This window comes from Mucilaginibacter sp. A5337 (genome assembly GCF_059690695.1).
Genome location: NZ_JCAWEC010000002.1, coordinates 655,109 through 676,387, shown reverse-complemented (window position 1 = coordinate 676,387; position 21,279 = coordinate 655,109). Strand labels below are relative to the sequence as shown.

At 40.8% G+C, this 21,279-nt stretch carries 19 protein-coding genes, 1 tRNA gene and 1 riboswitch; of the genes, 14 read left to right on the top strand and 6 right to left on the bottom strand.

Annotated features, from left to right (window positions below):
- The first annotated feature begins 27 nt into the window (after nt 1-27).
- Nucleotides 28-1,143 (top strand): trans-sulfuration enzyme family protein, encoded by a 1,116-nt coding sequence (locus AC59JO_RS07655; protein ID WP_497304493.1) that lies wholly within the window; start codon nt 28-30, stop codon nt 1,141-1,143.
- Here the strand turns inward: AC59JO_RS07655 and AC59JO_RS07650 are convergent.
- On the bottom strand, nt 1,140-2,300 hold the full coding sequence (locus AC59JO_RS07650) for a hypothetical protein (protein WP_497304491.1): 1,161 nt from the start codon (nt 2,298-2,300) through the stop codon (nt 1,140-1,142). The two genes, AC59JO_RS07655 and AC59JO_RS07650, sit on opposite strands and share 4 nt — an antisense overlap.
- 125 nt (nt 2,301-2,425) lie before the next feature.
- Nucleotides 2,426-2,536, top strand: a riboswitch (SAM riboswitch).
- A gap of 244 nt (nt 2,537-2,780) precedes the next feature.
- Here AC59JO_RS07650 and AC59JO_RS07645 point away from each other — a divergent pair.
- The 3 genes from AC59JO_RS07645 (at nt 2,781) to AC59JO_RS07635 (ending at nt 6,480) form a co-directional block, all read left to right on the top strand.
- Nucleotides 2,781-4,100 carry an O-acetylhomoserine aminocarboxypropyltransferase/cysteine synthase family protein gene (locus tag AC59JO_RS07645; RefSeq protein ID WP_413668105.1) on the top strand — a complete coding sequence of 440 codons (1,320 nt, stop codon included), beginning with the start codon at nt 2,781-2,783 and terminating at the stop codon, nt 4,098-4,100.
- An 89-nt stretch (nt 4,101-4,189) separates the two neighbouring features.
- Nucleotides 4,190-5,245: a homoserine O-acetyltransferase family protein gene (locus AC59JO_RS07640; RefSeq protein WP_413668104.1), complete on the top strand. Its 1,056-nt coding sequence runs from the start codon at nt 4,190-4,192 to the stop codon at nt 5,243-5,245.
- Complete coding sequence (locus AC59JO_RS07635) at nt 5,245-6,480, top strand: homoserine dehydrogenase (RefSeq protein WP_413668103.1); 1,236 nt, start codon at nt 5,245-5,247, stop codon at nt 6,478-6,480. Before AC59JO_RS07640 ends, AC59JO_RS07635 begins: the two co-directional genes overlap by 1 nt.
- A 79-nt stretch (nt 6,481-6,559) precedes the next feature.
- Here the strand turns inward: AC59JO_RS07635 and clpB are convergent, their stop codons facing one another.
- The gene (clpB, locus tag AC59JO_RS07630; RefSeq protein ID WP_413668102.1) at nt 6,560-9,178 is read right to left on the bottom strand and encodes an ATP-dependent chaperone ClpB; all 2,619 of its coding nucleotides are present in this window, start codon (nt 9,176-9,178) and stop codon (nt 6,560-6,562) included.
- A gap of 363 nt (nt 9,179-9,541) precedes the next feature.
- Nucleotides 9,542-9,973: a DUF4488 domain-containing protein gene (locus tag AC59JO_RS07625; protein ID WP_497304488.1), complete on the bottom strand. Its 432-nt coding sequence runs from the start codon at nt 9,971-9,973 to the stop codon at nt 9,542-9,544.
- Nucleotides 9,974-10,164: 191 nt separating this feature from the next.
- Here AC59JO_RS07625 and AC59JO_RS07620 point away from each other — a divergent pair, with 191 nt between their 5' ends.
- On the top strand, nt 10,165-11,505 hold the full coding sequence (locus AC59JO_RS07620; RefSeq protein WP_413668100.1) for a sensor histidine kinase: 1,341 nt from the start codon (nt 10,165-10,167) through the stop codon (nt 11,503-11,505).
- A gap of 14 nt (nt 11,506-11,519) precedes the next feature.
- Here AC59JO_RS07620 and AC59JO_RS07615 read toward each other — a convergent pair whose 3' ends face one another.
- The gene (locus AC59JO_RS07615) at nt 11,520-12,941 is read right to left on the bottom strand and encodes an ATP-dependent DNA helicase (RefSeq protein ID WP_413668099.1); all 1,422 of its coding nucleotides are present in this window, start codon (nt 12,939-12,941) and stop codon (nt 11,520-11,522) included.
- 56 nt (nt 12,942-12,997) lie between these two features.
- On the opposite strand from AC59JO_RS07615, the gene AC59JO_RS07610 reads away from it, so the two are divergent.
- The 3 genes from AC59JO_RS07610 to rsmD all read left to right on the top strand — a co-directional run bounded on the left by AC59JO_RS07610 (nt 12,998) and on the right by rsmD (nt 14,871).
- Nucleotides 12,998-13,471 (top strand): hypothetical protein, encoded by a 474-nt coding sequence (locus tag AC59JO_RS07610; RefSeq protein WP_413668098.1) that lies wholly within the window; start codon nt 12,998-13,000, stop codon nt 13,469-13,471.
- A gap of 75 nt (nt 13,472-13,546) precedes the next feature.
- Nucleotides 13,547-14,347 (top strand): DUF3822 family protein, encoded by an 801-nt coding sequence (locus AC59JO_RS07605; protein ID WP_497304485.1) that lies wholly within the window; start codon nt 13,547-13,549, stop codon nt 14,345-14,347.
- Nucleotides 14,335-14,871 (top strand): 16S rRNA (guanine(966)-N(2))-methyltransferase RsmD, encoded by a 537-nt coding sequence (gene rsmD / locus AC59JO_RS07600; protein ID WP_497304483.1) that lies wholly within the window; start codon nt 14,335-14,337, stop codon nt 14,869-14,871. Before AC59JO_RS07605 ends, rsmD begins: the two co-directional genes overlap by 13 nt.
- Here the strand turns inward: rsmD and AC59JO_RS07595 are convergent.
- Nucleotides 14,868-15,620 (bottom strand): DeoR/GlpR family DNA-binding transcription regulator, encoded by a 753-nt coding sequence (locus tag AC59JO_RS07595; RefSeq protein WP_497304481.1) that lies wholly within the window; start codon nt 15,618-15,620, stop codon nt 14,868-14,870. The two genes, rsmD and AC59JO_RS07595, sit on opposite strands and share 4 nt — an antisense overlap.
- A 57-nt stretch (nt 15,621-15,677) precedes the next feature.
- On the opposite strand from AC59JO_RS07595, the gene nudK reads away from it, so the two are divergent.
- Nucleotides 15,678-16,253: a GDP-mannose pyrophosphatase NudK gene (gene nudK / locus AC59JO_RS07590; RefSeq protein ID WP_497304479.1), complete on the top strand. Its 576-nt coding sequence runs from the start codon at nt 15,678-15,680 to the stop codon at nt 16,251-16,253.
- Nucleotides 16,254-16,373: 120 nt separating this feature from the next.
- Complete coding sequence (gene coaD, locus AC59JO_RS07585) at nt 16,374-16,835, top strand: pantetheine-phosphate adenylyltransferase (RefSeq protein WP_114937978.1); 462 nt, start codon at nt 16,374-16,376, stop codon at nt 16,833-16,835.
- On the opposite strand, the gene AC59JO_RS07580 is transcribed toward coaD, so the two are convergent.
- Nucleotides 16,804-17,442, bottom strand: coding sequence for an NUDIX hydrolase (locus tag AC59JO_RS07580; protein WP_110582603.1), 639 nt, complete (start codon nt 17,440-17,442; stop codon nt 16,804-16,806). The two genes, coaD and AC59JO_RS07580, sit on opposite strands and share 32 nt — an antisense overlap.
- On the opposite strand from AC59JO_RS07580, the gene pyrE reads away from it, so the two are divergent.
- From pyrE to AC59JO_RS07560, 4 genes are all read left to right on the top strand, one after another.
- Nucleotides 17,441-18,100 carry an orotate phosphoribosyltransferase gene (gene pyrE / locus AC59JO_RS07575; protein WP_413668093.1) on the top strand — a complete coding sequence of 220 codons (660 nt, stop codon included), beginning with the start codon at nt 17,441-17,443 and terminating at the stop codon, nt 18,098-18,100. The two genes, AC59JO_RS07580 and pyrE, sit on opposite strands and share 2 nt — an antisense overlap.
- Nucleotides 18,101-18,195: 95 nt before the next feature.
- Entirely contained in the window at nt 18,196-18,591 is a 396-nt protein-coding gene (locus AC59JO_RS07570; protein WP_413668092.1) for an SRPBCC family protein, read from the top strand.
- Between the two features lie 374 nt (nt 18,592-18,965).
- Nucleotides 18,966-20,594: an ABC-F family ATP-binding cassette domain-containing protein gene (locus AC59JO_RS07565; RefSeq protein ID WP_413668091.1), complete on the top strand. Its 1,629-nt coding sequence runs from the start codon at nt 18,966-18,968 to the stop codon at nt 20,592-20,594.
- A 510-nt stretch (nt 20,595-21,104) separates the two neighbouring features.
- Nucleotides 21,105-21,177: transfer RNA gene (locus tag AC59JO_RS07560), tRNA-Lys, on the top strand.
- The last annotated feature ends 102 nt before the right edge of the window (nt 21,178-21,279 follow it).

Below are 21,279 nucleotides of genomic sequence, written 5' to 3'. Positions count from 1 at the left end.
TACTTTGAGCGATAAGCACAAATGCCAATGAAAACTGAAACTATAGCCATACATGCCGGCAATCATATTGATGAAGCAACAAGGGCCGTTATACAACCCATTATTATGTCAACCACGTTTGAGCGTGGTGAAGATGGTGGCTTTCCGGCGGGGTATATTTACAGTCGCTCATCAAACCCTAACCGCCATGCGTTGGAGCATGTGCTGGCTAAGCTGGAAGGCGGTGATGAAGCGGCTTCTTTTTCATCGGGCAACGCTGCAGGTATGTCGGTATTTCAATCGCTTGAACCAGGTACACATATTATTGCTCCTGATGATATGTATCATGGCTTGCGTAACCAGCTTAAAACCCTGTTCAACGGCATCCTTACCTTTGATTTTATTGATGTAAACGACAAAGAAGTTTTACAACAGCATATTAAGCCCGAAACAGGTTTGATCTGGATAGAAACACCTTCAAACCCTTTGCTTAAAATAACCGATATTAAAAAGGTAATGGCAATTGCCAAAGCAAAAGGCATTAAAGTTTTATGCGATAATACTTTTGCCACTCCTATTTGCCAACGGCCGCTTGAGTTAGGGGCAGATATGGTGATGCACTCGGCCACCAAATATTTCGGCGGGCATAGCGACCTGATGGGCGGTGTTTTGATCACTTCTGAAAAGAATGATTGGTGGACAAAAATCCGCCAGGTGCAGGAAATGGGCGGCGCTATCCCCTCGCCTATGGATTGTTATTATTTGGTACGTAGTATAAAAACCTTGCCATACCGCGTAAAAGGCCACGTACAAAATGCACAACTATTGGCAGAATACCTTGAACAGCATCCTAATGTTGAACAGGTAATGTATCCAGGTTTGCCATCGCACCCGCAGCATGATATCGCTAAAGATCAGATGCTGGCGTTTGGCGGCATGTTATCCTTTATTGTTAAAGGCGATGAGAACGATACGCATAATATCATCAACAAGCTTAAACTGTTTATCAAAGCAACCAGCCTTGGAGGTGTTGAAAGCTTAATAGAACACCGTGCCACGGTTGAAGGTCCGGATACTAAAACGCCTCGTAACCTGTTGAGGGTTTCGGTTGGACTGGAGCATATTGATGATTTAATTGCCGATATGGAACAGGCTTTGGCTTAGTGCTTGTTTTTTTCTTGTTCCTTTTCCTTGTCTTTATTAAATGAATTAACCGGTATATCGGCAGTAATTATTACACCATAATCTTTATTCGTGACCCCATATTGTTTCATAAGCTGACGCTTGTTTATAATTATGAGCCCCTTGAATATTTTATCATTTATCCCAGCTAAATTACCTTCGTAATTATTGGTCAGTACCTTTTTATTAAGAATGTATTGGATCTTGGGGGCGTTTGCTGGTGTGGAAATTAGCCTGGTGTAATCAGCAGATTTCGATTTAAAATAGTTTTGAAACCGGTGAATATCAAATTTTTTAGTTTCTATATAAATTAGTCCATATTTCGCTTCGCGGCCATATTTTATTATTGCGTTTGCACCCCTGTAAACAGAAACCGTGGCTACATCATTACTATTTAACTTGTTTAGGCCTTCCCCGGTTACGCGCACACTGTCAATAAAATATACAGGTTCGTTGTTTTCAGTCTCACCTGTAACATACTGTTGAGTATCTTCCTTTACTGCCCCGTGACAAGACAATATTAAATCAGCTGCTTCCACAGGCTTATCCATATAATACGCTTCATCTATCGGGAATACTGATTTTTTGGCCGAATCTATCTTAACATAAAAAGAAATAGTGTCGTTAGAGAAATTCCAATAATCAGAACAGCCTCTCGTGTACCATTGCTCCTTAAATGCAGGATATAGTTTAAACAAGTCCTTAAGTAATAACTTACTAAGATCAATTTCCTTTCCGTCAGGTAGTTTTCCAGCAAATGCTTTAGTCAGCCTGATTTTGCTGATAAGGTCATTTTTTTGATCTTGCTGGAATATCATTCCAGGATATTTTGACGTTGAATATCCGCTACCTGCGATATATCTCGGATCATTTCCGACACAAACGGCGTTCAAATCCATTTCTTCAAGCACCGTGTCTTTCAAGTCCGAATCTGACTTTTTTAAATCAGCAATTGTAGTTTGACACAAACAGATATTATTTACAATTACTTTTTTCGAAAGAGTAGAATTATCTATTTGCGCAAAACCCTCTGTATAAAAAATAGATAAAAACAGAACGATTATAAATGATTTTCGAAGCATAGTTTCCTGCATAAGGGATAGGCATAAAAAATATCTGCTAAGGTATAAAGTTTTCATTTGTATTAATAAATGCAGCTTTCGAAAATAAAATTTGGTGCATTATCCCATAATCCCTTATATTCGCAACATTATTTGGTAGCAATACCAAGGTCGATCAATACTCCGCACGTAGTTCGGGTTTTGATTTATAAAGAAGCGGCGAGAGATCAGGCTCAATGACCCGCTGGCAACCCTTCAATGTTGAAGAAGGTGCCAATTCCTGTCCCGGCAAATAACACCGGGGAATATAAATTTATAACCATGAAAAGTTTAATTAAATTTACGCAACGCAACACTTTTTACACCGCAAACGGTAACGTACAATATATTGGCTCCCCTATTGGCTGTATTTGTATGTGTTGCTGCTGTTGATGCTTAACACGCTCTTTTTCATCTCTCTGAAAAACGCGTGTGTGGTTAACCGGTTATCTTAACCGGCATACTAAATCCATCTTAACATTAAAAATCTAAATTAAACACATTTAAAAATTTACAACTATGTCTGCCTTAAAATTCGAAACCTTACAATTACATGCCGGTCAGGAAGTTGATCCAACAACAGGTTCACGCGCAGTGCCCATTTACCAAACCACTTCTTACGTATTTAACAGTGCCGAGCATGGCGCAAACTTATTTGCATTAAAGGAGTTTGGTAACATCTATACCCGCATCATGAACCCTACAACCGATGTGTTTGAGAAACGCATCGCGGCTTTAGAGGGCGGTGTGGCTGCGCTGGCTACAGGATCAGGCCAGGCCTCGCAATTCCTTGCCCTGAATAATATATTGCAGGTGGGTGATAACTTTGTTACCTCCCCTTTCCTGTACGGCGGTACTTATAACCAGTTTAAAGTAGCATTTAAACGTTTGGGTATTGATGTGCGTTTTGCTAAAGACGATACAGCAGCTAATATCGAGGCGCTTATTGACGATAAAACAAAAGCTATTTTCCTGGAAACCATCGGCAACCCGGGTTTTACCATTGCTGATTTTGAAAAGGTTAGCGAAGTTGCCAAAAAACATGATCTGCCGCTGATTGTTGATAATACTTTTGGTGCGGGTGGTTACCTCTTCCGCCCTATTGAGCATGGTGCCAACGTGGTTGTTGAGTCAACCACTAAATGGATTGGCGGGCATGGTACAAGTATTGGCGGCGTTATTATTGATGCCGGCAATTACAATTGGGGCAATGGCAAATTCCCTCAATTTACCGAACCGTCTGAAGGTTATCATGGCCTGATCTTTAACGATGTTTTTGGCATCGGTGGGCCGTTTGGTAATATCCAGTTTATTATTCGTGCACGTGTTGAGGGCTTGAGGGATTTCGGCCCGTCACAAGCTCCATTTAATTCATGGTTGAATATACAGGGACTGGAAACACTTTCATTACGTGTACAGCGCCATGTTGACAATGCCCTGCAATTAGCTAAATGGTTGGAGCAGCACCCGCAGGTGGCAAGCGTAAATTATCCGGGACTGGAATCATCGCCATACCATGACCTGGCTAAAAAATATTTAAAGAACGGTTTTGGCGGTGTATTGTCGTTCGAGATCAAGGGTAATAAAGAGCAGGCCAGCCGGTTGATCAATAACCTTAAACTGGTAAGTCATTTGGCCAATGTTGGCGATGCAAAAACACTCATCATCCAACCATCGGCAACCACGCATCAGCAATTATCTGACGAAGAACAATTAGCTGCCGGTGTTACACCTGCTTCATTACGTGTGGCTGTTGGTATTGAACATATTGATGATATTAAAGCCGATTTTGAACAGGCTTTTGCAAAAATTAAGCAAAGCGAGGGTGAGTTAGTTTAACAATGTATAGTTTTTTTAAGTGATATAGTAAACGTTATTGCAGGTTGCAGCCGGAAATACCGGTTGCACCTGAAATAACAAATAACAGAATGAACGCAGAGATATTTAAATACACTGATACTTTTGAATTTGAATCGGGCCGCACAATTGAAGGTTTAGAGATAGGCTTTCATACTTATGGCCGGTTAAATAAAGAAAAAAATAACGTTGTTTGGGTTTGCCATGCGCTTACTGCTAATAGCGACGTGTTTGACTGGTGGAAAGGGCTTATTGGTGAGGGTTATTTTTTTAACCCGGAAGAGCACTTTATAGTTTGCGCCAATATTTTGGGTTCTCCTTATGGTACTACAAGTCCGCTGAGCATTAACCCGGTTACCGGCCAGCCTTATTATCTTTCCTATCCCCAGTTTACTACACGGGATATGGTTAAAGCGCACCAGTTGCTTGCCCAGCATTTGAACATCAATAATATCAGTGTATTGATTGGTGGTTCATTGGGTGGTCAGCAGGCTATGGAATGGGCTATTATTGAGCCGGAGCGGATTAAAAACCTTATCCTGATAGCAACCAATGCCAAGCACTCGCCTTGGGGCATAGCTTTTAACGAGTCGCAACGTTTAGCCATTAGTGCCGACCGTACTTTTTATGGCAATACACCGGAAGGCGGCCAAAAAGGCTTAAAAGCAGCCCGCAGTATCGCGCTGCTAAGTTATCGTACTTATAAAACCTACGGCATTACCCAACAGGAAGAAAGTGATGACGTTAAGGACGGATTCCGCTCATCATCATACCAAAATTATCAGGGCGAGAAATTGGTAAACCGTTATAATGCCTATAGCTATTGGTATTTAACAAAAGTGATGGACTCGCACAATGTAGGCCGCGGCCGTAACGGGGTTGATAAAGCATTAAGCCTGATTAAGGCAAAAACATTGGTTATCGGGATCTCATCTGATGTGTTATTCCCTATTGAAGAGCAGCAATATCTGTTCAGACATATCCCTAAAGCAGCCTTTGCCGAACTGGATTCGTTTTATGGGCACGACGGATTTTTAATTGAAACAGAAGCATTAACAAACATATTTACATCGTTTTTTAAAACGGATGTAAAAGGAAAAATTATAGAACTGCAACGTACAGCGTAATGAGTAAAAAGTTAAATATCGGCCTCTTCGGATTTGGAGTTGTAGGCCAGGGCCTATATGATATCATCAAAACAAAGCATTTAAATATCGAGATAGTAAAGTTTGCTATTAAGGATCCAAATAAAAAACGTTCTTTACCGGCGCATTTATTTACTACCGACAAAGAAGAATTGCTTAACAACCCCGAGATCAATACCATTGTTGAACTCATCAATGATACTGAAGCTGCTTTTGAGATTGTTTCAAGAGCGTTAAAATCTGGCAAGAACGTAGTATCTGCCAGCAAAAAAATGATCGCACTGCATTTGGAAGAACTGATCGAGATCCAGCATCAATATGGTACATCGCTATTATATGAAGGTGCGGTTTGTGGCAGTATTCCTATTATTCGTAACCTGGAAGAATACTATGACAACGAGTTACTGCATTCCATAAGTGGTATTTTCAATGGCTCCTCAAATTATATCCTTTCGAAAGGTTTTATTGAAGGGCTTGATTACGATAGTGCATTGAAGCAAGCCCAGGACCTGGGTTTTGCCGAAACCGACCCAACCAGCGATGTTGGCGGTTTTGATGCTAAGTATAAGCTGGTTATAGCGGCGGCCCACGCTTACGGCGTTGTTGTACAGCCCGATGAGGTATTTAACCTGGGTATTCAGAACCTTGCAGCTGCCGATTTACAGTATGCCCGCGAAAAGAACCTCAAAATTAAACTGGTACCTGTAGCCAAAGAACTTGATGACCGTAATGTTGCCCTGTTTGTATTGCCTAAATTTGTGAACGACAAAGAGTTTTTATATAACGTTGAGTACGAATACAATGGCGTAACCGTACAAGCCGCCTTTGCCGATCAGCAATTCTTTTTCGGAAAAGGCGCCGGTGGCCACCCTACCGGTTCGGCAGTATTATCGGATATAGCAGCTTTGCGTTATAACTATCAGTACGAATACAAAAAGGCTAAAGAGAAAACCGATCTTAATTTTACCAATAATATTGAGTTAACCATTTACCTGCGCTACGACGATGAAGAACTGGTTGAGGCGTTAAATTTTGAGCACATCAACGAACGCTACTATTCTGGTAACTACAAATTTGTTATAGGAAAAATCAATTTACAAAATCTGATCGCCAATCAACTACGTATATCGGAAAGTAAGGCCTTCGTGGCCTTTGCCGATCAGCTTACGGGGGTCAGCTTAGCATCGGCAGCTAAACAAACAGCCGAAGTTTTTTAGTAGATTCTTCAGCTGTTTTTAACATAAAAAGGCTTCTCAAATTTGAGAAGCCTTTTTACATTTAATTTATTTCTATGGCTTATTTAGCCGGTTCCGCAGCTTCTTTGGCTGAGTTCAGGAACACGAACTGGTTATCGAACATATCGATTTTGATAACGCTGTCTTTATCCACCGTACCGGCCAGGATCTGTTTACTCAACTCATTAAGGATCTTTTTCTGGATCACACGTTTTAACGGACGTGCGCCAAATTGCGGATCGTATCCTAATTGTGCCAGCCAATCCAAAGCTTCGTCGGATGCCTCGATAGTTACACCCATTTCTGCAAGGGTTTGCTGAACCTGTTTAAATTGCAGCTTAACAATATCATGGATCTCGTCGCGGTTAAGCGGGGTAAACATGATGATCTCATCAATCCTGTTCAAAAACTCCGGACGGATAGTTACCCTTAACAGGTTAAATAGCTCGTTCTTTGTTTTTGCAACCAGCTCATCGCGGTTTTCGTCTTCCAGGTTCTGGAAGTTTTCCTGGATAATGTTGGAGCCGATATTGGAGGTCATGATGATGATAGTGTTTTTAAAATTCACCACACGGCCTTTGTTATCAGTTAAACGGCCATCATCCAACACCTGCAACAAGATGTTAAATACATCGGGATGGGCCTTTTCAATTTCATCCAGTAAAACCACACTGTAAGGCTTGCGGCGAACGGCCTCCGTTAACTGCCCGCCTTCATCATACCCTACATAGCCCGGAGGCGCTCCTATCAGCCTTGACACAGCATGCCGTTCCTGGTACTCGCTCATATCTATCCGCACAAGCGCAGCTTCATCGTTAAACAGGTATTCGGCTAAAGCTTTTGCCAGTTCGGTTTTACCCACACCGGTTGTACCTAAAAATATGAAGGAGCCTATTGGCCTGCGTTTATCCTGCAAGCCTGCACGGCTGCGGCGGATGGCATCACTTATAGCTTCGATAGCTTCTTCCTGTCCGGCTACACGTTTGTGCAGCTCATCTTCGAGGTTAAGCAGTTTTTCGCGCTCACTCTGGATCATTTTGCTCACCGGGATGCCTGTCCAGCGGCTTACTACACCTGCAATATCATCGGCGGTAACTTCCTCTTTCAGCATGCGGCTGTCGCTTTGATTTTCAAGCAGGGCAGCTTTCAGCTTTTCAACTTCGGCCTGGGCTTCTACTATAGTTCCATAGCGTAATTCAGCTACCTTGCCATAGTCACCTGCTCTCTCTGCTTGTTCAGCTTCCAGTTTGTAATTTTCTATCAGCTCAACCTTGGTGTTAATGCCATCAACAAGGTCTTTTTCACCTTTCCATTTGGCACGTAACGAATCACGTTGTTGTGAAAGGTTGGCAATTTCTTCACTCAGTTCGGCAACCTTGCGATCATCTTTTTCACGTTTGATGGCTTCGCGCTCAATCTCCAGCTGCATGATGCGGCGTTCGAGCTCGTCAACCACTTCAGGTACCGAATCCATTTCCAAACGAAGCTTTGAAGCGGCTTCATCCATCAGGTCGATAGCTTTATCCGGTAAAAATCTATCGGAAATGTAGCGTTGTGACATTTCGACAGAAGCGATGATCGCTTCGTCTTTGATCCTCACTTTATGGTGGGTTTCATAACGTTCTTTCAGTCCGCGTAAAATAGATATGGCATCGGCAGTATCAGGTTCTTCAACCATTACTTTTTGGAAACGGCGTTCTAAAGCTTTATCTTTTTCCAGGTATTTCTGGTACTCGTTAAGCGTAGTGGCTCCAATGGAGCGAAGCTCGCCACGTGCTAAAGCTGGTTTAAGGATATTGGCTGCATCCATAGCACCTTCTCCCCCGCCTGCACCTACCAGCGTATGGATCTCGTCAATAAACAGGATGATCTCCCCGTCACTTTGGGTAACTTCCTTTATAACGGCTTTCAATCGCTCTTCAAACTCACCCTTGTATTTGGCACCAGCAATCAGGGCTCCCATATCCAACGAGTATACCACCTTGGTTTTCAAGCTTTCGGGCACATCGCCCTTAATAATCCTGAATGCAATGCCTTCGGCAATGGCTGTTTTACCAACACCGGGCTCACCAACCAATATCGGGTTGTTTTTGGTACGGCGCGACAGGATCTGGATAACACGGCGAATTTCATCGTCGCGACCGATAACCGGATCCAGCTTGCCCGAACCTGCGTATTCGTTCAAATTACGGGCATATTTATTAAGGGCATTGTAAGTAGCTTCGGCGTTTTGATCAGTTACTTTGCTATCACCGCGTAATTCAATGATAGCTTTTTTTAGGTCTTTTTCATTAACACCTGAGTCCTTAAGCATAGTGCTCACCGCACCGCCGGCTGCCAGAATACCTAACAGCACATGCTCAACCGATACAAATTCATCTTTAAATTCTTTTAAATATCCCGAAGCTTTTTGCAAAGCCGAATTTGCCTCAGACGAAAGATATACATTGCTTCCGCTTACTTTAGGGAACGATGCAATCTGTGCATCTAAAGTATCATTTAACCTTTTCAGGTTAACGTTTAGTTTCTTTAATAAGTAGCTAATTACGTTTTCATCAACCAGTAACAAGCCTTTAAGCAGATGTGCGGTCTCAATTGCCTGCTGTTGGTTACCAACAGCAATTTCGGAAGCCTTCTGCACGGCTTCCTGAGCTTTTATGGTAAAGTTGTTAAAATTCATAGTACTCAGTGTTAATCAAATTATCGGCCATAGTACACATAGTGAAAAATTGTCATTTAAAATTAAATTACAATGACACTTTGCCATGATTGTTAGCAATTTAGGCGTTAATATTAACAATAGTACGAAGCAATTTGTCGTTTAATACGTTAAAACAATAATAAAAGTATGCGTCAGGTGGAAATGTTTAAGGACGCCAAAGCTCAGTTGAACTTAACAAACACCTCACTAACAGACAGGCGTGGGCTTGCCTGTTAGTGAAATATTGTGTAACGGATAAAGCTGATTGCGAGGGTGCAATTCTTATTGTCTGTAAAATGGGGACTTATAATGTGACGAGGGTTTAGTCAGCCAGGCGCGGGTTTAATTATCCAATTTTTCAACTTTAACTAAATTGCAGGTCCAGGCAAGTCCTTTTCCGCCATTTCTTCCGTCAACCACGCCACTTGTCTTCATCGTTTTTCTATTGCTGCTTAACGTGTAATAATTGGCATACTGTCTTCCTTTGAGATCATATGTGGCGTTGGGCCTCGCATCTGTAATCGTCAATACATAAATACTGTCGGATAAGACTTTAAAAGTACCGCTGTGTGTAACAATCTGTACATTATTTTCTTTTGCAATGTTATAAAAGCTGCCATCCGACCTGAATACGACTTGAGATCCTGGATTGGTTGTATCCTTCCAAATGCCTACAAACGGTTTAATTTCTTTCTGATTAGCCCTTTCTACAGTTCTGCAGGAAAAAGTTGTTAATACAGTAATAACAATTGTGATAAATTTAATAGATTTCATTAACATGTGATTTTGGTTTTATGATGTGTAAATTATATTTTTCCTTTCTTTAAAAACAATCAAGGTTCATCAAAATAGGCTTATATGTTATCTGACCTAATATTTGTAAAAAGGGTTAATTGTGCTTTGTCACATTTCCGTTACGTTGTTTTTAAATATTTTCATAATTTTGTTTAATCCATAAAATATAATTGAACACCCATTTCTTTTTTAATAGTCTTCCAATCAAATACCGGTCGCAATACCGTGATCATTATACTTACCAAAATCTGGTGGCTATCAGGGGTGCCAGTATGATATTTTTGCTACTTAATTTAATTATCCGCATCCTTTACCTTGTATTCCCGGTTAGTTTAACCAAAGCACAAAATTTCCCTGAATTTAATTTCAGTAACTGGGTTTTCATTATCGTAACCCCGGTTTTCCTGATAGCCAGCAATCTTTTTATAGTTGGATTTAAAGGACGTAAAAAAGCAACAACAGGCATGTCTCTGCTTGTGTTTTTGTTTGCCCTGTATATTATTGTTTGTGGTATGTATTCGAGTTTTATTGCCACGTCCGATCCAAGCAATGCACTCACTTTGTATCTTGTTGCACTGAGCCTCATTAGTGTAATATTTGTATTTGAATACTATGAAACTGTATTGCTGCTTGTAGCAGTTGAAGTATTTTTTACTTCGCTGTTATTTTACAGCCAAACACCCGCTACAGATATGCTGTATAACCAGCTGATATCGGCCATTTTGCTTTCAGGATTTTATTTTACTTCCAGATACTTTTTTACTTATAAAGCCAACTATTATTTGCAGGTGATCGAGATTCGCGAAAAAAACTCGGAAATTGAAAAAGCAAGCGAATTTAAAAACCAGGTATTAGGCATGGTAGCTCATGATCTCCGAAATCCAATAGCAGCAGTAGAGTCGATTGCCATGATGATGGAACTTGATGAGGTTGATGAAGATACGCAGGATAATATCAATATGATGAAAGCTTCATGCGTAAAAGCACGAAGTATCATTGATGATTTGCTGGAGGCAGCCCAAAATGAAAACATAGCGGTTTTTGAAACCCGCAATACCGACCTTAACCAATGGCTTAACGGCATTGTAAACGAATGGAAATTGCAGCAAGGCAACAAGGTTGATGTGCTGTTCATCAATACGGCAGGTGCTGTTAATGCACTCATCAACCATGAAAAATTCCACCGGGTTATCGATAACCTGATCAGTAATGCCGTTAAATTTTCAAAAGACAGGGACCGGGTGGATATTCGATTATCTCAACAAAATAATGTGGTAACCATCGAAGTTCAGGATTATGGCGTGGGCATCCCGGCTGCTATGCTGCCTGAGATCTTCAATCAATTTTCAAAAGCAGGGCGAACAGGTTTGCGCGGTGAAAAATCAACAGGGCTTGGCTTAAGTATAGTGCGCCAGATTATTGAAAAGCATAAAGGGAGCATCAGCGTTACCAGTACCGAGGGTTTGGGATCAACATTTACGATCACGCTTCCGGCGGTTAATCCGCTTTAACTTTAAAAAGCGGATTAATCTTCATTTGACTTATAAAACCTGTTATCAAAGTTAACCAAAAACAGTTCGGTAGTGGCCCGGGTTAGGGCTGTGTAAAACCATCGCAAAAAATCCATATTGATCATCTCATCAGTTACATACCCCTGATCAACAAAAACGGCATCCCACTGGCCACCCTGGGCTTTGTGACAGGTGATGGCGTAAGCAAATTTTATTTGTAAAGCGTTGTAGTATGGATTAAGCTTTAGCTCGTTATGCATGACTCTTTTACTGGGCAAATGCTCATAGTCCTTCATTACTTCCTGGTAAAACCGTTTCTGATCTTCCTGGTTTAATGCCGGCGAATCGGCATAAAGCGTATCAAGCAGCACCTTGCAATCAAGGGTTGGATCTTCGGCATAATCTATAAACTCCAATTGCACATCGGCAAAACGAAAGCCATACATCTCTTCGGTGCGGCGCACTTTTACTATCCGGGCAATATCGCCGTTGGCAATAAACGCCGTACTGTTCTCGTCCTTATCCTGCAGCCAGAAATAATTGTTCTTCACTATCATGATCTGGTCGCCACCAGTGAGTTCTTCCTCCCGGTACAGGATGCGGTTACGGATTTGCCCGTTGTACAAATTGGCATTTTTGTTTGAGCGGCAAATGATAAGCGTGCGGTCATAGCCATATTTGCGATAAGCATACTCTAAGCCTTCCGGCAATCGTTCGCCGGTCATTCTGTAAACGTCCTTAAACCCTTTGGTTACAATTTTAGGTATCTCAATGAGCTCTTCGCGTATCAGATCACGAATATTGGTGGCGTTATATAAAATGCCTGAATTCTTTTGCTGTCGCAAAACCTCGGTAAGCTCATAACTGAATATTGACAGGCCAAATTTATCACCCATAAGCTGCCCATCGAGCGCGGGGCTATCATCAGCTCCAACCGGAGGCAGCTGTGCAGTGTCGCCTACCAGTATCAGCTTACAGTTTTTATCGTTATAAACGTATCTGAGTAAGTCAAATAATAACGATACGTGGTTATTGCCCATTGCTTCATCCGAGATCATGGAAGCTTCATCCACAATAAAAAGCGTATCACTGGCCAGGTTATCGGCAAGGGCAAAGCCATCATCAATAGTCAGCGCTGATTTTTTACGGTAGATGCGTTTGTGAATAGTAAAAGCCTTACGCCCGGAATAATTGGTAATTACCTTGGCTGCGCGACCTGTAGGGGCTAAAAGCACAGCTTTATAATTGTAGTGCCTCAACGCTTTTACCAGCGCACCCACTATGGTTGTTTTCCCGGTACCCGCATAGCCCTTCAGGATAAAGCATTCATCGCCCTCTGCGCTTTTTAAAAAAGCATGCAGTTTGCTAAAAAGCTCGGTTTGCTGGCCTGTTGGCTCATGCGGAAATGCCTGGCGGATATGATCGGGATTTGACACCCTGCAAAAATGATGATAAGTATTTAATTCAGTAAGATTAGTTTTACATTTGGGCCATGGAATTTGACGAAAACAAAGAGGAAGAAAAATACAACGAAGACGATTATGTAGATATTTACTCCAAAAGGGCAATATTTTGGTTCTCGTTTTTTAACCTGATATTTGGCGGGGTGCTGCTAGTTATCAATTTATACAACGCCGGTTATAGAAAAGCGGTTCCGGCGGTACTGGCCTTTGTTTTATTTTTTTCCTATCTCTCCTACTTTGTTATCATGCATTCGGGCGTTAACCTGCAACAGGTTGTTGATGCCATGAATGTAACTGCAAAAGGCGGCCAGCCAACACCGGCACAGGTTACAGCAATGCTTTCAGTAGCAGGACTTAACATAGGTTTTGGACTGATTGGCGCGTTAATTCTTAGCCAGTTTTTTTTCAAAAGATATTTTCCGGATAATGATTACTATCCTAAACCGGTGGGCTTACCAATTTTGATATTTATCTTCCTGATGATATTAACCCGCATTTTATAACGGCATATCAATTTGGATTGCGGTAATTGGTAATTACTGTATCTGCTAAAAAATATTACTTTTGTTAAAACCGGTATGAACGAACACAATTACACTTACCATGATGATAACTTTAGTTTAGATAGAACTGAAGATTACACTTTATTAATACAGGTTGAAGACAAATCGTTTTCGTATGCCATAAGCAATAATGAAACTTTAATTGCCTGGGCCGAAAACTATCCCTTTGATGAACTCAGTGATCCGCAGGAATTGCTCGATCTCTTATCTCCTAAGTACAGGCAAATAGTTATTGGTTTACCGGCACATAGCTTTACACTTGTGCCTGCCGAAATATTTAGCGCCGACCGCCTTCCCAACCTTGCCCGCTTTCTTGATGTAAAGGCAGACAGTAAAGTTTTAGCACAGGTGTTAGACCAGGAAAATGTTATTGTATACAAAACCAGCGAGGCTGTTGTAAATGCAGCTGAGGAATTTGGCATTCGTAATACCGTTTTTACATCAAAAGGATGGTTAACTGCCATTGCTCAAAATAACCCCGGCAGCAGTGACCTTTACCTCAATATTGAAAAAGATAAGGTAGAAATAAGCTATTTCGCAGGCGATAAACTCCGTTTTTATAATTCATTTGAGTTTAAGGAGGTTGATGAGCTTGTTTACTTTACCGTATTGGTTACTAAGGAGCTTGCCCTGGAACCCATAAACACGAATCTATACCTGAGTGGAGACCTTGAAGCCGATGATAAGATTTTAAACCGCCTGGCTGAATTTTTCGGCAAAGTTGAAATCAATAATTTACGGGTATTACAACTACCCACAGAAGTTGTTGCACACAGGGTGTTATCAATATCAGCTCTTTCATTATGCGCATCATAGGAGGCAGCTTAAAAGGCTTAAGGCTTAATCCTCCTAAAAACCTTCCCGTTCGCCCCACAACAGATCTGGCAAAGGAGGCTTTATTTAATATCCTGCTTAATCAAATTGAGTTTGAGGGGATTAAAGTGCTCGACTTGTTCAGCGGTACGGGTAACATTTCGCTTGAGTTTGCCTCACGTGGGGCATCAGAGGTTATATCAGTGGATAGAAGTATCCACTGCGTAAATTATCTTAAAGATACTTCGCGCCAGCATAAGCTTACACAAATAAAAACCTACCGCGAAGATGTGTTCAAATATCTGAATGTTGAAACTGAACAATACGATCTGATATTTGCTGACCCGCCGTACGACCTGAACAGGATTCCTGATTTGCCAAAAGTTGTTTTTGAAAAGAACCTGCTTAAACCCGATGGCTTGTTAATAGTTGAGCATCAATCGCTTCAAAATCTAAACAATCATCCAGCTTTCGTGGAACAAAGAAAATACGGGCATTCATCTTTTTCATTTTTCAGACCGGTTTAGACATCCGCCTTTAAAACAGCAATCTCGCTTTCCTCAAAGATTTTGACCTTGCTGTTATCAGCATCGGTAATGATTGCATTGATGATGTTTAAATCAGCGAAATTAAGGTAGGTTTCTTTTCCTATCTTGTCCGCGTCGCAAAGGATATAGGTGTAAGTGCTGTTTGCCGCGAAAGCAGTTGTTATAGATGCTTCATGCTCGCTATTGGCAAATAAACCTGCTTGTGAAATGCCATCAATACCTAAAAAAGCCTTGGTTGCCCGGTATTTTTGGATGTGCTCAATAGCCGTAGTGCCATGTACGGCCTGTCGCTCCCTGTCCAGCTCCCCTCCTATAACATTCACACTCACGACGCAGTCCTGGAGGTCATATATTACAGGCAGTGAATTTGTTATAACCTTTATCTTCTTATTTTTAATGAACTGGCAAAGCCTGAAAACGGTGCTTCCACAATCCATAAAAATAATGTCCCCGTCGTTAACTTGTGCTGCTGCCCTGCGACAAATAGCATCTTTAACAGCTGCATTTTGGGCACTTTTATTCGCGAAGCTGTGCGGCTTTTCGTGAGGGTTAACTTTTGTTGCGCCTCCATGTGTGCGGTAAAGAATCCCATCGGCTGCTAACTGGTTCAGATCGCGCCTGATGGTTATTTCCGAAATATTCAAATCGGCAGCCATTTGCTTTATATCAATTTCTCCGCAAAGGTTAAGCTGCTCAATTATTTTTTGTTTTCTCTTAGGAAAGTTCATTTTATTTGTTTTAATTCGATCAAAAATAATCATTATTAATCATATATGATCAATCAAATGAAACAAGTCAACATTCTTAATACTGAAATATTATCAGATAACTGGTATACCCTTAAAAAAGTAACTTACGAGTTTACCGAAAAAAACGGAGAAACATCTGTACAGCATCGGGAAGCATATGACCGTGGCAATGGTGCAACCATCCTGCTTTACAATAAAGCGCAGGCATCGGTGATATTAACCAAACAATTCAGGCTACCGACTTACATTAACGGCAACACCGACGGAATGCTGATTGAATGCTGTGCCGGTTTGCTTGATAAGGACAATCCGGAAGACTGTATCCGCAAGGAAACCGAAGAAGAAACGGGTTATAAAATAACCGATGTTAAGAAAGTTTATGAGGCATACATGTCGCCTGGGTCAGTTACCGAAATCCTTTATTTTTTTGTGGCCGAATATACCAAAGAAATGAAAGTTAGCGATGGCGGCGGCCTCGCTCACGAAAATGAGCATATCGAAGTTTTGGAATTATCTTTTAGCCAGGCTTTGAAAATGGTACATACAGGGGAAATAAAAGATGCCAAAACAATTATGCTTTTACAATACGCACAATTAGCCACCCTGGTTTAGGGTTGATTTTGTTCATTAGGTGAATGGTTTATACACTGTGGGTTTAATTAAATACAGATAAAAGATAAAAAACAACTGTGCATTTAACTAACCCTATCAACTATTCACTATTTTTGACCTATGAAGATAGCCCTTTTTCCAGGTTCATTTGATCCCATTACAAAGGCACACGTTGATATTGTAAAGCGATCTGTTGAGCTGTTTGATAAGTTTTATATAGGCATAGGCGTAAACAGCAGCAAAAAAGGACTTTTAACAATTGAACAGCGGGAGCAGATGATCAGGGCTGTTTTTGAGCACGATGAGCGGATCCATGTAATAGCGTACGAAGGACTTACCGTAGATTTTTGCAAAAGCATAGGTGCGGCCTACATGATCAGAGGGATCCGTACAGTATCTGACTTTGAGTACGAAAAAGCCATAGCCCAGATGAACCATTCGCTGGCACCCGATATTGAAAGCATATTTATTGTAAGCAAGCCAGGATATTCGTCCATAAGCTCAACCATTGTGCGCGAAATCATCCGCTATAATGGCGATGTAAGCCAGTTTATTCCGAAAGAGGCATTACCTTATTTGTAACCAGCTTTTCTTTATGCAGCACATCCATGATGGATGGAAAAGTATTTTCAACTATCGGTTCAATATGATGGTGCTCAAACCAGCGCACATCGGTAATACCTTCTTCTTTTTGAGGTTTTAGCTTTTCTTTGCCTTTGCTTTTCATTGCAAACCAATGCGTTTTTTTAAGTACTACCTCGCCTCGGTTAACATAAACATGGTAGGTTTTACAAATTTTTTCGCCGAGCTCGCTTACTTTTATGCCGCACTCCTCCTCTACCTCACGCACCGCAGCTTCTTTTACCTTTTCGTCTTTTTCAATTTTGCCTTTGGGTAAATCCCATTTATCATTACGATAAATGAACAAATATTGCCCCTTAGTGTTCATAACCAGCCCGCCTGCTGCTTCAATTAGTGTAATGTTTTTCTTAACAGCTTTAAAATACACCTTAGCATTGGCTGTTTTTATATAGAACAATTTGTTGGGGTTAGCGAGGATCCAGGTATATATAATTTTAAGATCAAATGTCTCTGCATCAAGCCTTTCAAAATTATCCGCATGCTTTGGTTCAGATTCTGTGAGCAGGATAACCTTTTCGTTAATATAAATTCTGTATTTTTGAGCCATGTTTACTAATAATGAGATCGAACAACAAGTAGCCGAATTCCTGCTGCAAATTAAAGCAATTAAATTACAACCCAATAATCCTTTTACATGGGCATCGGGCTGGAAATCTCCAATTTACTGCGATAACCGCGTTACCCTTTCTCATCCAACCATTCGTACTTATATCAGGCAGCAATTAGTTGCAGCTATTCAGGATAAATTCGGATCAGTTGGCTGTATTGCGGGTGTAGCAACTGCAGGCATTCCGCAAGGTGCATTAGTAGCACAGGAATTAGGCCTTCCTTTTATTTATGTGCGTTCAAAACCTAAAGAACATGGTACCGGCAGTATGATTGAGGGTGATGCTCCTACTACCTCAGGCAAACGTGTTGTGGTTATTGAAGATCTGCTTTCCACCGGAAAAAGCAGCCTACAGGCTGTTGAAGCTTTGCGTGCCGCTGGTTATGACGTTGCCGGCCTTGCTGCCATATTTACCTATGGCTTTGATATTGCCGACGAAAATTTCAAACAGGCCAATTGCCCTTATGTAACCCTGTCAAACTACAACGCGCTTATTAAATATGCCGAGGAGCATCAATTTATTAATGAGAAAGATGTAAACCTGCTTAAACAATGGCGCGAAAATCCATCAACCTGGGGCGAAATAGCAGCAAGTTAATACAGCTGAGTTTTTTAGATTTATATGATTACGTTGATTTTTTACAAAACGTATAATCTGTCTCAAATCTCACGTCTAATATCTCATATCTGTTCATGAATACATTTACCAGTACTATCAGCATTAACAAGCCTTTAACAGAGGTTTATAATTTTTTGGCCGATTTTAATAATCACAAGCAGCTAATGCCCGATAACATCCAGGAGTGGACATCTACCCGGGATGAGGCGCGTTTCAGCATTCAGAACATGGCTAAACTTGCTTTGAAAATTGATGAACGTACTACAAATGAGCTGATAAGGATTATCCCCGCGGAGAAACCTCCTTTTAATCTTGAACTAAAATGGTCGTTATCTTTCAATAACGACCATACCGATATTTTATTCACCATTAATGCAGAACTCAGCATGATGATGAAGATGCTGGCATCTGGTCCGCTTCAAAAACTGGCCGACCATGAAACACAGAGTTTGCTTAATATTTTAAGTTAACTCCTACAGCATCATAACAAAGTTTATTAGTATACTTTGCGTTTTTGTGTATTGTTAATGGCTATTACCACATTGATGATAATTAAACCTATAATTAAAGCTCCCATGACCATTGTTAAATATTTTTAGTAATTGTTATATCAGTTATTAGTCAAAGGCTGTACCATTATGAATAATTGGCGAAATGTCCCTTTAAAACGGCAGAAACGCACTTTTAGTCTGTAATCAATTATCATTTCTGTGTAATTGTATTCCCACGAAATAAATTATGGGGAAAATTGCTGCTCAAAAAAATTCCCCATTTATAATATCGGCACCTGATATCGTTAAAATGAAGATTTTAACGTACTTTTGCGCCAAATTAGAGGTGCAGCATGATCACGGTATCCAATCTTTCTTTACGTTACGGTAAGCGTACTTTATTTGAAGACGTTAACCTGAAATTTACACAAGGCAACTGTTATGGCATTATTGGCGCCAATGGTGCCGGTAAATCTACATTCCTGAAAATTCTTTCGGGCGATATTGACCCAACCAGCGGTTCGGTGAGCTTTACTCCCGGCGAGCGCATGGCTGTTTTAAGTCAAAACCATTACGCTTTTGACGAATTTACAGTTCTCGAAACTGTAATGATGGGCCATAAGGAAATGTATGCTGTAATGAAAGAAAAGGACGCCATTTACCTCAAGGAAGATTTTAGCGATGCCGATGGCGAACGTGCCGGTGAGCTGGAAAACCTTTTTGCCGAAATGGATGGATGGAACGCCGAAAGCAACGCCGCTACCCTACTAAGCAACCTTGGTATTAAAGAGGAATTTCACTACCAGTTGGTTAAAGACCTTGATAACACGCAAAAAGTACGCGTGTTGTTAGCACAAGCTCTTTTTGGTAAACCAGATATTCTGTTACTGGATGAGCCTACCAACGATTTGGACATCCACACCATTAGCTGGCTGGAAGATTTCCTGGCCTCATATGAAGCTATCGTACTGGTAGTATCGCATGACAGGCACTTCCTTGATACCGTATGTACCCACGTGGTAGATATCGACTTTGGTAAAATGACCATTTATACCGGTAACTACACCTTCTGGTATGAATCAAGCCAGTTGGCCCTTAAACAACGTGCTGAACAAAACAAGAAAGCCGAAGATAAAGTTAAAGAACTTCAGGAGTTTATCCGCAGGTTTAGCGCCAACGCCTCAAAATCAAAGCAGGCAACCAGCCGTAAAAAAGCTTTGGATAAGATCAACCTGGATGAGATCCAGCCATCAAACCGTAAATATCCTGGCATCATATTCAACAACCTGGGCCGTGAAGCCGGCGATCAGATCCTGACCGTTGAAAATCTGGGCAAAACATTGAATGGCGAAGTGTTGTTTAACAACATTACCTTCACGGTAAACAAAGGCGACAAAATCTCCATCCTGTCGCAAAATAGTTTGGCAACCACTGCCTTCTATAATATTTTGACAGGCCGTGATAAAGATTTTACCGGCACCTTCAAATGGGGTGTAACTATTAATGCCGCAGATATCCCTAACGATAGCAGCGAATATTTTGATGGTAAAAATGATAACCTGATCGACTGGCTGCGTGAATATTCACCTGGCGAAAAAGATGACCAGTTTATCCGCGGCTTTTTAGGCAGGATGCTTTTTTCGGGCGAAGAGGTTATGAAAAAATGCAGTGTACTTTCGGGTGGTGAAAAAATGCGCTGTATGTTTAGCCGCATGATGCTGCAGCAAGCCAACCTTTTGATGTTTGATGAGCCGACCAACCACCTCGACCTGGAATCTATCACCGCGCTTAACAATGGCATGAAAGACTTCCGTGGTACAATACTGTTTACCTCCCGAGATCATGAGTTAGTTGAAACAGTAGCTAACCGTATTGTTGAATTAACACCGGGCGGTTACATCGACAAGTTGATGACCTACGATGAATACATCAATAGTCCCGTGGTACAAAAACAACAGGAAGACTTATACGCTGCTGTATAATAAAAATACAACATTGAAACGGTCCGGTAGTATCACACTACCAGACCTTTATATTTTATAGCTTACCATAAGTTTACCCCAACAGCCTGAATTCGAGTTGATTGATAGTAGACTCGTCACTATAAAGGTAAAAATGATCTTTGGTATAAGAATATTGAACATTTAAACCATTTTGGGAGATAAAGTCTTTAACAACGCTTTCATACTGCAGCTTGTTAATTTTGAGTAATTTTCTTTTTTTCATAAGGAGTAGATATTAAGTTTTACAATTTAAGCAGCATTCATTGAAATTCCAATAAAAAAATCAATATTTTGTTATGAAGTTATTACTAAATCTATTTAGCAAGAACCGGTATTAGTAAAAATACCGGATAACATTGGCAAAAGTTTACTGCTGATGCTAAATTATTTTACAATGAGTCAATCAAAATAATTGTTAACAAAGGATGTTTTTCACAGCTTAAAAGAAAATAATTCGCATATTTGCAACCCTACCAAAATCTGGTACATGACTCCGTAGCTCAGCTGGTAGAGCAAATGACTCTTAATCATTGGGTCGAGAGTTCGAATCTCTCCGGGGTCACTTTTTTAGGCAAGTTGTCAATTTTATTGACAACTTTTTTTATGATTTCGTTTCCGATAAATCGACTATTTTTAGGCAAGTTGTCAATATATTGGCGACTTT

Bases quoted from the DNA above. Each gene is read 5' to 3' on its own strand.
- coaD (WP_114937978.1), top strand. From the start codon at position 16,374: ATGAAGATAGCCCTTTTTCCAGGTTCATTTGATCCCATTACAAAGGCA.
- AC59JO_RS07565 (WP_413668091.1), top strand. From the start codon at position 18,966: ATGATCACGGTATCCAATCTTTCTTTACGTTACGGTAAGCGTACTTTA.
- AC59JO_RS07640 (WP_413668104.1), top strand. From the start codon at position 4,190: ATGAACGCAGAGATATTTAAATACACTGATACTTTTGAATTTGAATCG.
- AC59JO_RS07570 (WP_413668092.1), top strand. From the start codon at position 18,196: ATGAATACATTTACCAGTACTATCAGCATTAACAAGCCTTTAACAGAG.
- AC59JO_RS07645 (WP_413668105.1), top strand. From the start codon at position 2,781: ATGTCTGCCTTAAAATTCGAAACCTTACAATTACATGCCGGTCAGGAA.
- AC59JO_RS07655 (WP_497304493.1), top strand. From the start codon at position 28: ATGAAAACTGAAACTATAGCCATACATGCCGGCAATCATATTGATGAA.
- AC59JO_RS07650 (WP_497304491.1), bottom strand. From the start codon at position 2,300: ATGAAAACTTTATACCTTAGCAGATATTTTTTATGCCTATCCCTTATG.
- AC59JO_RS07580 (WP_110582603.1), bottom strand. From the start codon at position 17,442: ATGGCTCAAAAATACAGAATTTATATTAACGAAAAGGTTATCCTGCTC.
- AC59JO_RS07635 (WP_413668103.1), top strand. From the start codon at position 5,245: ATGAGTAAAAAGTTAAATATCGGCCTCTTCGGATTTGGAGTTGTAGGC.
- clpB (WP_413668102.1), bottom strand. From the start codon at position 9,178: ATGAATTTTAACAACTTTACCATAAAAGCTCAGGAAGCCGTGCAGAAG.
- pyrE (WP_413668093.1), top strand. From the start codon at position 17,441: ATGTTTACTAATAATGAGATCGAACAACAAGTAGCCGAATTCCTGCTG.
- AC59JO_RS07595 (WP_497304481.1), bottom strand. From the start codon at position 15,620: ATGAACTTTCCTAAGAGAAAACAAAAAATAATTGAGCAGCTTAACCTT.
- AC59JO_RS07625 (WP_497304488.1), bottom strand. From the start codon at position 9,973: ATGAAATCTATTAAATTTATCACAATTGTTATTACTGTATTAACAACT.
- rsmD (WP_497304483.1), top strand. From the start codon at position 14,335: ATGCGCATCATAGGAGGCAGCTTAAAAGGCTTAAGGCTTAATCCTCCT.
- AC59JO_RS07610 (WP_413668098.1), top strand. From the start codon at position 12,998: ATGGAATTTGACGAAAACAAAGAGGAAGAAAAATACAACGAAGACGAT.
- nudK (WP_497304479.1), top strand. From the start codon at position 15,678: ATGAAACAAGTCAACATTCTTAATACTGAAATATTATCAGATAACTGG.
- AC59JO_RS07605 (WP_497304485.1), top strand. From the start codon at position 13,547: ATGAACGAACACAATTACACTTACCATGATGATAACTTTAGTTTAGAT.